Annotated in this window: 9 protein-coding genes; 8 read left to right on the top strand and 1 reads right to left on the bottom strand. The window is 67.5% G+C overall.

Annotation, left to right across the window (positions count from 1 at the left end):
• Positions 1-411: 411 nt before the first annotated feature.
• From mobF to ACIPK3_RS33890, 5 genes are all read left to right on the top strand, one after another.
• Positions 412-2,370 carry a MobF family relaxase gene (gene mobF, locus ACIPK3_RS33910; protein WP_402576046.1) on the top strand — a complete coding sequence of 653 codons (1,959 nt, stop codon included), beginning with the start codon at positions 412-414 and terminating at the stop codon, positions 2,368-2,370.
• A gap of 839 nt (positions 2,371-3,209) precedes the next feature.
• Entirely contained in the window at positions 3,210-3,440 is a 231-nt protein-coding gene (locus tag ACIPK3_RS33905; protein ID WP_402576044.1) for a hypothetical protein, read from the top strand.
• Complete coding sequence (locus ACIPK3_RS33900; RefSeq protein ID WP_402576042.1) at positions 3,437-4,396, top strand: polymorphic toxin-type HINT domain-containing protein; 960 nt, start codon at positions 3,437-3,439, stop codon at positions 4,394-4,396. Before ACIPK3_RS33905 ends, ACIPK3_RS33900 begins: the two co-directional genes overlap by 4 nt.
• Positions 4,387-5,007, top strand: a complete 621-nt coding sequence (locus ACIPK3_RS33895) for a hypothetical protein (RefSeq protein ID WP_402576040.1) — start codon at positions 4,387-4,389, stop codon at positions 5,005-5,007. Before ACIPK3_RS33900 ends, ACIPK3_RS33895 begins: the two co-directional genes overlap by 10 nt.
• A 368-nt stretch (positions 5,008-5,375) precedes the next feature.
• A complete protein-coding gene (locus tag ACIPK3_RS33890; RefSeq protein ID WP_402576038.1) occupies positions 5,376-5,951 on the top strand; it encodes a hypothetical protein in 576 nt (191 codons plus the stop codon).
• 74 nt (positions 5,952-6,025) lie between these two features.
• Here the strand turns inward: ACIPK3_RS33890 and ACIPK3_RS33885 are convergent, their stop codons facing one another.
• Entirely contained in the window at positions 6,026-8,551 is a 2,526-nt protein-coding gene (locus tag ACIPK3_RS33885; protein ID WP_402576036.1) for a Helicase associated domain protein, read from the bottom strand.
• Between the two features lie 334 nt (positions 8,552-8,885).
• Between ACIPK3_RS33885 and ACIPK3_RS33880 the strand changes: the two genes are divergently transcribed.
• The 3 genes from ACIPK3_RS33880 to ACIPK3_RS33870 all read left to right on the top strand — a co-directional run bounded on the left by ACIPK3_RS33880 (position 8,886) and on the right by ACIPK3_RS33870 (position 11,922).
• Positions 8,886-9,296, top strand: coding sequence for a hypothetical protein (locus tag ACIPK3_RS33880; RefSeq protein ID WP_402576034.1), 411 nt, complete (start codon positions 8,886-8,888; stop codon positions 9,294-9,296).
• Between the two features lie 530 nt (positions 9,297-9,826).
• The gene (locus tag ACIPK3_RS33875) at positions 9,827-9,994 is read left to right on the top strand and encodes a hypothetical protein (protein WP_402576032.1); all 168 of its coding nucleotides are present in this window, start codon (positions 9,827-9,829) and stop codon (positions 9,992-9,994) included.
• Positions 9,995-10,548: 554 nt separating this feature from the next.
• Positions 10,549-11,922 carry a right-handed parallel beta-helix repeat-containing protein gene (locus ACIPK3_RS33870; protein WP_402576030.1) on the top strand — a complete coding sequence of 458 codons (1,374 nt, stop codon included), beginning with the start codon at positions 10,549-10,551 and terminating at the stop codon, positions 11,920-11,922.
• Positions 11,923-12,312: the final 390 nt, after the last annotated feature.

Below are 12,312 nucleotides of genomic sequence, written 5' to 3'. Positions count from 1 at the left end.
CCTCCGTGCGGTGTGTTCCTAGACAGCTCCACCACATCGGAGGTCTTCGCCATGTTCAAGACCCACCAGTGTCAACAACGCTCGTGATCAATACATCTAGGGCCTACCAGTCCTCCGGTCATGGGCCGGACGGACACTCAGCCGGGCACCGTCGCGGCAGTAAGGCGGCACCAGCGACCTCAACGAACCATCGTCAGCAGGGTTACGCGGCGCCGACGGGCTTCGTTGTGCTCGGTGGTGCTCGGTGGTGTCGTCGAGGGCTGCCGGAGAGCGATGACATTCGCTTCCGGCTCGGGGCCGTTTCCCGCCCGGCGGGCACCAGGGAAGAAAGTTCGGCCGCTGCGCCCGCCTGGCGGGACGTCCCGCTGATCGGCCTTTTCTTGCAGATCAGAGCCGTGTCGCGTGGTCTGTATGACAGTAGATATCAGGGTCATCCGGGCCGGTCAGATGTACCGCTACTATCTCCGCGAGACCGTTGTCGGAGACGGTCGCCGCCCGGCCCGCACACCGCTGCGCGCCGCTCAGGAGCAAGCCGGTGTCCCAGCCGGGCGCTGGATGGGCCGCGGCCTGGGCGCGCTCGGACTTGCGCCGGGTGAGGAGGTCACCGAGGCGCAGCTGCGGAACCTGTTCGGCGAGCGGGGCCGGCACCCATACGCGGACCAGATCGAGGCCGACCGCCTCGCCGCGGGCGACTCCCCGAAGCAGGCGTACAAGGCCGGCGCCCTCGGACGCCGCGTGGTGGTGACGGGCGTCGACTTCGTCTTCCGGCCGCAGCCGACGATCTACCTCCTGTGGGCGCTGGGCGATGACGAGACCCGGCGGGTGATCGAGGCCGCGCACGAGCGGGCGATCGAGCGGGTGCTGGAGTGGATCGAGGACGAGGTCGCCGTGATCCGGTACGGCAAGGACGGCGTCTACCGGGTGCGGCCGCCCGGCGGTCTGGTCGCCGCGCGCTTCCGCCACTACGAGGCGCGCTCGGGACGGCCCTTGCTCCATGATCATCTGCTTCTGTCCGTGAAGGGGCAGCGCTTGGACGGGAAGTGGGGGTCGATCCACACCCTGGCCCTGCACGAGAACACCGTGGCCGTATCCGCGCTCTACAACGAGCTGGTGGCCTCCGAGGTCTGCGAGGCGCTGGGGCTGGCGACCGAGCCGCGCACCGTCACCCCGGGGCGCCGGCCTGTGATGGAGATTGCCGGGGTGCCGCACGAGCTGATCCGCTGGACCGCCCGGCGCAGCGACCAGATCGCCGCCTGCCTCGATGACCTGGAGCACGAGTACGTCACCGCCGTCGAAGACAACGGCGAGCTGAAGTTCCTGCCCGTGGTCTCCGAGCGGGCCCGCGCCAAGCTGAACCAGATCGCCGCCCGCAAGACCCGCCCGCCCAAGCAGAAGACCCGGCCGCTCGCGCAGCTGCGCGAGGAATGGAAGGAGAGTGCGATCCGCACGGCCAAGGTGGCCGTCGGCGTCATCAATTCCCTCCTCGAGTACGCCCGTGCCGCGGCTGCGGCGATCCGGGCCCGGGTCGCCGCCGTGGTCGATGTCGCCCTGGCGGCCGTCGACGTCGCCGCGACGGTGTTCGTGATGAACGAGGGCGGCCGTTTCCACCGCCGGCACCTGCTCGCCGAAGCCCGCCGCCACCTCGCCCTCGTCCTTCGCGGCCGCCGACGCGACCCCGGCCTGGACGACCGGATCGTGGCCGCCGCCATCTCCACGTACTGCCTGGACATCAGCGAGCCGAAGACCGTGCGCGGCCTCGAGTCCGGCTACCGCCTCTACACCGCCCGGTGGGACCTGTCCGACCTTCCCGCCCGGCCCCGCCCACCCACTCCCGCGCCCGGCCCGGACCGGCAGCCCCCGGCCGATCCCGGCGAGCCGGCTGCGCCCCGGCCTTCGGGCCAGGATGCGGGGGAGTGGGAGATCCCCCGCATCCCGCTTCAGCACGAGCGTGCCGTCATCACCGGTGTGGTGGTGCGGGAGAAGCTGCGCACCACCACCGCCGTACGGGGCCGTTCGTACGACGTCGCCGCCCACCAGCAGGCGGCGATGCCCGAGCAGCTGCTCGCGCCCCCGGCCGCCGAAGTCGAGCACGACGACCAGGAGCCCGGACACCGGGAGGCGATCGACATGACGGCGCTGCGGGCCCTGCGGGAGTCCCGCACGGACGTGGAAGCCCTCGATCTCACAGCCGACCGGCTGCGCCACCTCCAGGACGCGTTCACCAAGGCGGCCGACGACTCCCGCGTCCGCGCGGACCGCCACACCGGCCAGCACGACGCCGACGTAGTGCGCCCGGTGCGCCAGGACGACCAACAGGCGCACCGCCCGCAGGAGCCAGGGCCGCACCGCGGCCGAGAGGCCGGCCACTGAGTGGACCCGATGGTGCGCACCCGGTGCGGTGGTGTGCACCGACCGTCGTAACGATGCCCGGCTCCACTCCACCGAGTGGAGCCCACCGGCCGGAGAGTGGATGGCATCGTGCGGGGACGATGCCATCCATCCACCCAGGGCGCACCCGCCGCATTTCTGCCTCAAGACCCGGCAGCATTTCGATGAACAGCATGCCTTCGCACCGCTCCTGTCACCTCCGGCCGAGCAAGCAGCTTGACTTCTTGGTTCCCTGAGATGTCTTGACCGACTTCGCTACCGGCCGCCGTCAGATCGCGGACAAGGGGTGGGCGTTCACGATGGCCGCCACGCGCCCGCAGGAGGGGCATGCAGCGGCCACCGAGCCACCGGGGCGGCTCTCCCTCGCGCGGGTGCGCCACCGGCCGTCACGCGGCTGGTGGAGGACACCACGACGCAAGGGAGAGACCGCCGATGATGACCGAACACAGGAGCCCGCCGTACCCTGGCAGCGCCGCAGACCGGCGAGCTGCGCGCCCCGCGCCGGGAGGGCTGGTCGGCTGGGCAAGCCGACGCAGTCTCCTGCCGCTGGCGCTTGCGATCCCACTGCCGTACCCACTTCCGTGCCTGGCACGAGCACTGACCGCATTTCCCCTGGCCACCACGCCTTTCCGGGGCTGTGGCGCGGCGTCACAACCCTCTTCTCTCCTCCTCTCACTGACCAAGCCCTGGGAAATAGGTGGGGGTGGGGTGTCAGTGGTGGAGGCGATCATCGGGTTCAGGGCGCGTCGGGTGCCCTCTGCGGCCGGGCGGGGCCGGCGGCCGGCCGGTGGCCGGCCGCGGACGACGGGAGGGCGGGGCTGATGGCGAAGCGCAAGGCGAACGAGGCGGGATCGTCGACCGGGCACCGTGCCGATGCGCTGCGGGTGCTCGGGGTGCTCAAGGCCGCGACGGCTGACCAGATCCAGCGGCTGTCCTCACCGCACCTGACGTACCGGCACACCACCAAGGAAACGGCGGCCAAGCGGAAGGAGGCGCGCACCGTAAGTGTAGTGAGAGCCCTCACCAGTGGGAAGCGCTCGAGGAGACAGTGAGCAATGAGACACCCGCTCAGCAGTTCAACGACTACAAAAATGCCGTCACGATCTCAGTGGGCCTCTTCAGCATCCTCCCTGTCGCAGCCGCATGCGTTGACGTACCCGTAATCGCCGGGCAATGCGTATCTGCAGGAGCCGCATTCGGCAATGCGGTGAATTCAATGTTCACGGGAGCCAATGAAGGCGTCGAACCTCCAACCCCTGGAGGCAAGGTTGCGTCTGAATGCAGCTTCACGCCAGACACGCAAGTGCTTCTGGAAGGGAAGAAGTCCAAGCCCATCCAAAAGGTCAAATTCGGAGACAAGGTCGAAGCCGCAGACCCAGTCACCGGAAAGCACAAGGGTGCCCGTGCCGTCACAGCCACCCACGTCAACCATGACTACGACCTGATCGACCTTCGCATCCGGCGATCCGACGACATCACCTCAACTCTCCACACCACGTCAAACCACCCCTTCTGGGACGACACCAGCCACGCCTGGGTCCCCGCCGGCAAACTCAAACCAGGCCACGCCCTCGTTACGGACACCAACCAGCACGTCCATGTCTCCGCCGTCATCGTGCGCCCAGGTGATCGCGACATGTACAACCTGACGGTCGACGACCTGCACACGTACTATGTGCTGGCGGGGGCTACGCCGGTACTCGTGCACAACGCCGGTGGGGATCCGGCCACGCCAAACATCATTCTGCGTGGACTGCAACAGATCAACGACGGAACGCTGCAGCAGCGCGTGAACCCCGACGGTACGCCGGACTTCTACAAAGGTGGCAACAACAGGAAGACGGCATGGTGGGAAGGCGCGAAGATCTACGCACCTGATCCCAATAACCACGACTACCGCATTCTTGAGAAGAACGGACAGTACAAGTGGGTCGGTCCGCTTGGGAACCAGAAGGGCGCCGGTCACAACTACAACAAGCTCATGGACATCGTTCCCCGATGCCCATAGACAGCGAAGGAGCAGTGGTGGACAGGGAGCTCCTGGAACGCACGATGTCAGAATGCGGCCTGCGTTTCCTGGGACTGAGACGCTCGACCGGAATTCCTCCCTATCTCGCGGGGATGGTGACGTCACGCCATCCTGACGAGGGGCGGCGGGACCGGACCGTCGGTCTGGACGCTCCAGACCGGGTGGCGAAGGCAAACGCCGACTGGTACGAGCTGGCGACGGAATTCGGGTTGTTCTCAGAGAACCGGAGGTTTCTTCTTTCCCTCCCTGTACCCGTGGCTTCGGAGGGAGCGGACGAGCCGCCAGAGGCAGTCTGGGGTCTCGTCGAGTTGTTGGACGCCTGGGACGTCATGGGCAAGGGCGGTGAAGTAGGGATCACGGGTTGGGCCTACGGCTGCCCCGCCTTCGTCATGTCAGCTGTGGACGGTTCTGTCTTCGTGCAGGGAACCATGTGGCAGGACTCCATGGGCACTGCGATCCTGCCCGCACCGCATGGCGTGAAGGCACTCAGAGACGTCGCCCGCCTGAATGTGGGGAAGTCCTACCGGACAGCGGCGGAGAACGAGGACACGCTGGCCTGGCTCGCCCGTGGGGACGACGCCGACGCGTAGGAGTCTCGGCGGCGGGCGCGGCGCCCTCTTCGCGGGCCGCGCCCGCCGTGCTGCCTGCGATCTCTCGGTTTTGGGGCAGTGAGGTGAGAGGTAGTGGAGTCTGTGTGTGTTGTTGCTGGTCGGTGGGGGTTTCGAGGCGTTGGGTCACTGTCCTGGGTGTGAGAGAACCGCGGGGCATTGCTGTCTCGGTGCGTTATTGCATGTGGGGTGACGCTGTCTCAGTTTTGTGAGTTCTGATCCGCTGGCCGACGGGTGTTGGTGTGCTCAGGGGTGTGGATCAGGGAGAGCACCTATTGATGGCGAGTGGCCACCATCATGAGTTGTCACGTCGCCCTCGTGGCGGGCGATGACGACGAGGAGTGTCAGCGGTGTTGGAGACCTATCTGTCCTGGTACCGCGAGGGCCGGATGGACGAGTCCGGGTTCCGCTCGGTCACCGACCACTTGGCGCAGTCCGGGGTGGCCGTCGAGCACCCAACGCTCGGCTGCGGGATGCTTTTGGACGTCGGCGGGGAACAGGTGAGGCTGCCCGTCGGGCGCATCCTGGAGCTTGTTGGCCTGTCGGTCGGGCCGCTCTGCATGCAGTTCTGGCTGTCGGCCGACACGGACGTGGTGTGCGATGTCAGGTACGTGGCGCCGGACACCCAGATCCTCACCTTTGTGCTCGGTGGGTTGACCGAGAACGAGCGTGAGCAGGCCGCCGGTGCGGTTCAGCGTCTGATCCAGCGGGAGTTGGACAGGACTGTCGCGCTGCTCGTCGATGTCGGCGGCGAGACAGCGGACGAGGACGATGACGCGCTGGTCCTGTACGGCCGACTGCCGATGGGCCCGCGTCCGGACCAAGTGCAGTTCCGGACGGACCGGCTCAGCGCCGTCCCGGCTGTTCTTGCTGGAGCAGAGGTGACGGATCTCGGCAACGGGCTGAGTACAGTCCGCTGGCAATGATCATCGGGCAGGCAGCCGCCCGAGCAGGCAGTCGACGGCGAGCGCGGCGGCCGCGGTGACGATGACGCCCACCATCACGTCCACCGCATGCCGATCGCGGACAGCTGCTCCACCCGCTCCGGGGTCAGCGTCGCGGCCCGGCTGCGCTGGTTGCTGATCCATGCTCCGAGCCGGAGCTCCCGCTCTTCCTGGTCCTTGCCGCCGACGATCCGTTCGACGTGCTTCCTCGGCACTCGTAGGTGCGCCTCGCGTTCGTAGAACTGCCGGGCGGCGGCGAGGTGGGCGTTCCACTTGTCGGCCTGCGTACGGCGCGGCGGGGGCTTCTCGTCCTCGGTGGCGGGTTCGATTCCGAGGATGTGTTCGCACATCCACTGCTGCACGGTCGTCAGGTTGTCCCAGCCGAGCCTCACGGAGCGGACCCACCGCCCGAGGTCCTCGCCTTGGTGGACAACGTCGCCGGGTGATGCGGGCAGCGGTCGGCCGGCGTTGAGGTGGTGCCTGACGAGGTGGAAGGCGCGCTGCCATTCCACCGGCCAGGCCGGGCACCAGGACGGGTCGATGTCCTCCAGCTGCTCGCGCCGCTCCTCGGACAGCGTCCCGGCCGACGACCCCACCGGCAGCCCCTCGGCACGACGCTGCTCGACCTCCTGCGCCTTGCGGGCGGCCGCCCGCGCGTTCTTCAGCCAGATACCCACCTTGTAGCCCTGGAAGGTGGCGTCCAGCGGCGCGAGCAGGTGACCGTTCGCCCCAGCCCATCCACGTGCCGCCGCGAGGCCTTCCTGCCAGGCGACGTCGAAGTGCGACCAGACCATGCCGAGCTTTTCCAGCTCCTGGACGCGGTCGGCGTCCATGTCTCCGCGGGTGTAGAACCGCCGGTTGTCGGCGATCCACTGTCCGAGCGGAAACCCCGCGAGCGACGCCGGCCACGCTTCGGCCTTCACCGCCTGGTCGTCGCCGCTGGGCACCCGGTAGGTGAAAGGCACCTTCAGGTCGGCGTGCAGCCGCTGGTAGAGGACGGCGGCTTCGATGCCGCGCCGCCAGTGTTCGTGTTCGGGGTTGAGGACGCGCAGGTTGATGAACGCGGCGAGGGCGGCCGGGTCGCGGGGCGTGGAGAACTTCAGCAGTGTCCGCGCGGGCAGGGAGAGTCGTTGGTCGCTTCGGTCGCTCCCAGCCCCTTCCTCTTCCCTCTCCGCGGAGCGGCTTTGCACGCCCTTCACTCTGCTGGGCGCCTGCTGCTCGGCGAGCTGCTCCACGACCCGGGCGTCATGCGCCCTGAGCGCCTCCAGCAGCTTCGCCAGCCCGCCGAACGCCTTGGAGGTCAGCATGGTGTCGGCGGTCTCGCCGGGACCGAGCAGCACCGGCACGACCAGGCTGGCCACCTTCCCCTCGCCCGGCTGCATCCGCAGCGCCCGGCCGACCGCCTGGACGAGGTCGGGCATGGATCCGCGGACGTCGGCGAAGTACACCGAGTCACAGTGGGATGTATCGATGCCTTCGCCCAGCACCCGAACGGACCCGAGGAACGTCTTCTCCACGACCGTGCCGTCAGCAGCGATGCCCCTGGAGAACTCGCCCAGGACACGCCGTCGGTGGCCCGGCTTGTGCTCTCCGCACAGCCAGTTGGCCCAGATCGTGCGCGGGTACAGCTCAAGGTCCGCGGCATGCAGCTGCGCGGCGACACGGGGGAGGCCTGCCGCGAACGCCTCGGCCTCCTTGACGACGTGGTGGAAGACGAGCGTACGCCTAAAGTTCTCCTCCGCCGACGCCTTCACCAGCGCAGTCTGCAGCGCAGCCAGCCGCGCCCCACGGACCGCATCCGAACGCTGCTCAGCACCCAGAAGCTGCGCGGCCTGGAGCTGCGTGTCGGTGATGTCCACGCACACCACCTGGTAGGGCGCACAGATGCCCCGGTCGATCGCCTCGGACAGCGTGAGGGTGTAGCAGCGGGCGCCGAACGGCCCGTCCGGGTCGTCGTCCATGGACGCGACCAGCTCACCCGGCACGCCCGGCAAGGCCTCGGGATCGTCGTCCAGCTGCCACAACCTTGGGGTGGCGGTCATGTACAGCCGCCGCAGGGACGGAATGCGGGTGTTGTCGTGAACGACCGCCCACGGCTTGCCCAGCGAGCCCGACGTCCGGTGCGCCTCATCGACCACGATCAGATCCCACCCCGGGAGGCCGGCCTGGTGCGCGCGTTCCAGCGTGCCGAGCCCGAGGCTGGCGTACGTGGCGTACACGGTCACCTTGTCCAGGCCCCGCGTCCACTCCACCAGCTCGTCCACGTCGGTGGTGTTGGGGAAGGACACCTCCTCACCCCGCAGCGAGGACACCCCGATCATCGGCCCCCGGCGGCCTCCCTCGCGCCACGCGGCCTCGGTCTGGGCGAGCAGGTCCAGCGAAGGCACGAGCACCAGCACACGGCCCGCACGCAGTTCCTCCGTGCTGCGCACGGCGACGAGGCTCTTGCCCGACCCGGTCGCCATGATCACCTGAGTCCGGAACCCCCGCGGGGGCACAACGGATCTTGCAGACAGTTCAAGAGCGCGCAGTACAGCGTCCACGGCTTCTCGCTGATGGGGACGGAGTTCCTTCACTGCCATTCGGATCTGCCTTTATCCTGTGGGCCGCGTCTGTGGCTTCACGCGGCAGAATGCGGGGAACCTCTACGTAGGAGGCATGTTGTCGGCTACGGTGAACCTCACCGTAACGAGGTCGCAGCCTCGGACCAGTAGTGGTCAAGTGCAATCGAAGGCCGACCCTACTCTCTGAATTCTGATGCTATCTGAGTCCAGAGTCAATCTGGTGCTTCAAAATGAAGCACCAGAACTCCGATGTTCCTCGAACATGAACCGGATCCCGTTGCTGGTCGCCTTGCCGTCATCACCCGAAGCGGCCTGACACCAAGTCATTCCGCGTGTAGAGAAAGGGCCTTCTGTGGGCTACAGCCCGTCCATCTACAAGTTCGTCGAAGGCAGTGACACGCCCGTTCCTTTGGACATGGATGTCGTGCGGGCGGTTCTCAGCCCCTACGACATCGGTGACCCGAACCTTACGGTGATGGACGATGGGCGACTGCAGTGCTGGGTCCGGGCTGCGGATGGAAGCGAAGCCGAGATCTTCGTCGACGAAGTCGGGATCTTGGTGGAGCGTCCGCACTCCGGCCCCGGTGTATTCGCGATCGTGGCGGAACTCGCCTCACGACTGGGGGCGGCGGTCCTCGATCCGAGTAGCGGGGTGTTCTTCTGCAGTCGTGAGGCGCATGCGTGCCTTCCCGTGGACATGCGGAAAGACGTCATTGTGATCGAGATGACGGGTGAGGGTGTGAGAGCTGCTCTGATCGGATGACAGCCAGCCATGCCGAGCGGGCGCCAGGGCACCTTTCACACGAGACGGCCGAGCCCGAGCGGACCCGCCAACAGGAACTGATGTTCACGAGTCCTCGGGGTACACGGCCCCGCATGGCACCGAAGACTGATCGCATCATGTTCCTGCGGGCCGTGCGGCAGCTGCACCGCGTCCGTTCCTTCTACGTTGTGGGTGTCCTCTTCTGGGCGATGTCCGCCGCCTGGACCGGCTGGCAGGCGCCAGGGAGTCGGCAGATGTGGGTGTCTGTTCTCCTCTTCGTCGCGTTCACCGGTTTCCTCATCACTGCCGGCCTGTCCCTGCAGCGTCTCCAGTCTCCTGAGGCGGGCCGTCCCGCTCATCACGCCGCACCAAGGAAGACAACAAGCTCTCGTCACGTCCACGCCTGAACCCTCGCCAGCAGACCCTGCAGCCTTCCCTGTGGGCACTGCCCACAGGGAAGGCTGCAGGGTCACGTCTGCCTGGCCGGTAGCGGGGCATACGGGTTCCACCCCTACGAGAGGAGCTTGTCCATGCTCGGCATAGGCGCGGCGGTGCTGTTCTTCGTGTCGTTTCTGATCAATGCAGCCGACCTCAGCACCAACGATGCGTTTTCTTCGACAAACGTGATGCTGCTGGGGCTGACCGCCCTGGCTCTGCACGTGGCTGGAATCGGCACCGGCTGGCCCCGCAGGCGCTGACCCCTACCCGGGGGAGGGGGGCTTGATAATCCGTCACCAAGCCCCCGGCACGCCAGTTTCACAGCCAGCCCCCACGTAAGCGGGCCCAACGATTCTGGAGGCGCAGCCGAAAGAACCGTCAGGCGGGGAGCGCAGCGGATCCCGCCTTCAGGCTGAAGCGAAGCGAACGCCTGGGGGCTTCTTCTCACCTCAAGGCCGCATTGGCGGCGTCGTCCTGGCCCCGCCGGCCACAACCGTAGCCGGGAGCACCACACCCGCCGCTTGCCTCTGCCGCGCGTTCGGACGGGTAAACGCCCAACGGCTCACCGTGCGCCGAGCAGGGTGCTGGTGTTGATCTTTTTAGGTGATGTGCGGTTCTACGTCTGGTGGGTCGCGAGCGTCGGATGCGCCGATGCGATTACGCCTTCTTGTCTGCGTATCCGCCGGGCGCCCCCCCTTTTTTTCAGCTTGAGGGCTGGCGATCACGTCTGTCGGGCCCCGCGGGAAGTGCTCGCCTCAAGACGGCCCTGGAGGAACACATGAGAGTCCCCGCGATGACCTTCCGATGTCTGCGTGTGTCGCGTGCTGTGTCACGGCCGCTGGCGGCCACCGTGCTGGCGGCTGCGGCGGTGGCATTCCCCGCCGCGGTACCCGCCCACGCGGCACCCATCACCTGCGGTGACATCGCCGCCCTGAAAACGGCGATCATGGCGGGTGGCACCATCGATCTGGTCCCGTACTGTGTCTACGTCCTCACCGCTGCTGACAGTGGTGTGGACGGGCTGCCGGCGGTCACCAGCAACACCGTCATCAACGGCAACCACGCCACCATCATGCGGGATCCCACCCTCACCAGCGCGACCCCCTTCCGCATCCTGCGCATCGCCTCCGGCGGCAGCCTCACCGTCAGCGATCTCACCGTCATGAACGGCCTCCTCACCGGCGTGGGTGGCAACGGGGGCGGGATCCGTGTGGAGAACGGCGGCAGCCTCATGGCGACCAGTAACCTCACCATCCAGGGCAACCGCGTTCTCACCTTCGGTGGAGGACTCGAGGTGGACGCGGGCGGGGCGGCCGAACTCACCGCCAGCCTCATCAACGACAACACCGCCACGTCGCTTGCAATCGGCCTGGGCGGTGGCGCTTACAGCCGGGGGAGTCTCAGGCTTCACGGGACCGTCGTGTCCTCCAACCGTGCGGGCGAGTACGGAGGCGGTGTCGGAAGTGATGGCTCCACATTCGTCATCGACCAGAACAGCAGAATCAGCAACAACCGCGTCACGGGTTTCGGCCCCAATGACGGTGGAGGAGGTGGCGTGTACACCGGACCAGGAGGGTCGATCACCGACAGTTCGGTCACCAACAACACCCTCACCGACGGGGAAGGCGGCGGCGGCATCTACTCCGGCGGCGGCCCATTGACAGTGACGCGTTCCACCATCAGCGGCAACACCCTCGCCTACAACCAAACCCCACCCGCGGCCGGTGCGGCACTCCTGAGCAGGGGCAGCGTCACCCTGGACAGCAGTACGGTGGCCAGCAACAAGATCGTCGGCGCTCCGGGGCGCGGCGCCGGCCTCGCGGTCCTCAATGGCTCGCTGACCCTACAGAGCACCACCACAGCGACCACCGTCAGGAGCAACCTGGCTTCCGGTCAGTATTCGCAGGGTGGCGGTATCTACGCCGCGAGCGGTACGAACCTCACCACGACCGGCGCCACTATCACCGCCAACAAGGCAAGCGGCACCGGCTCCCAGGGCGGCGGCCTGTTCAACAACGGTGGGACCGTCTCCCTGGACAGCACTACCTCCGTCACCTCCAACAGCGCCGCCACCGCTCCCGGAGGCATCTGGACCAGCACTCCCTTCGCGACCACCGCCACCATCAGCGGAAACATCCCCACCAACTGCCTCGGAAGCCCCACTATCGTCACCGGCTGCGCCGGCTGAACCACACGCGAGGCTCCTTTACCGCGTCGGTCTCGGCGAGCGGTACCGACGCGCCCCTGGCCCTGCACATAGCGGGAATCGGCAGCACCTGGCACCGCAGACGCTGACCAAGCACCAGACCCACTCAGCCCCTACTGCCGCCCGGACCGAAGGTCCGCTGGCCGACCCCGCGCAGCGGGGTCGGCCCCCATGGCGCGCAGCGCCACCAGGTGGCTGAAGCGCAGCGCAAGCCGCCAAGCTCCGGGAGCGCAGCGAACGGAGCGTCACTCGCCTTGCGCAGCAAGGCGAGTGACCTGACCGCGCAGCGGTCAGCAGCGCTCACGCGGAGCGGGAGCGCTGCGCGCAGCGCGGGGGTTCGCTTGCATCGCGCGCAGCGCGATGGGACCCGCT

The organism is Streptomyces sp. NPDC086787 (genome assembly GCF_044745865.1).
In the GTDB taxonomy this organism is placed as follows: Bacteria; Actinomycetota; Actinomycetes; order Streptomycetales; family Streptomycetaceae; genus Streptomyces.
This window is presented reverse-complemented; position numbering and strand designations above follow the sequence as displayed.

What these genes read in the sequence shown, in the direction of transcription:
- mobF (WP_402576046.1), top strand. Translation starts at nt 412, where the DNA reads ATGACAGTAGATATCAGGGTCATCCGGGCCGGTCAGATGTACCGCTAC.
- ACIPK3_RS33905 (WP_402576044.1), top strand. Translation starts at nt 3,210, where the DNA reads ATGGCGAAGCGCAAGGCGAACGAGGCGGGATCGTCGACCGGGCACCGT.
- ACIPK3_RS33875 (WP_402576032.1), top strand. Translation starts at nt 9,827, where the DNA reads ATGCTCGGCATAGGCGCGGCGGTGCTGTTCTTCGTGTCGTTTCTGATC.
- ACIPK3_RS33885 (WP_402576036.1), bottom strand. Translation starts at nt 8,551, where the DNA reads ATGGCAGTGAAGGAACTCCGTCCCCATCAGCGAGAAGCCGTGGACGCT.
- ACIPK3_RS33895 (WP_402576040.1), top strand. Translation starts at nt 4,387, where the DNA reads ATGCCCATAGACAGCGAAGGAGCAGTGGTGGACAGGGAGCTCCTGGAA.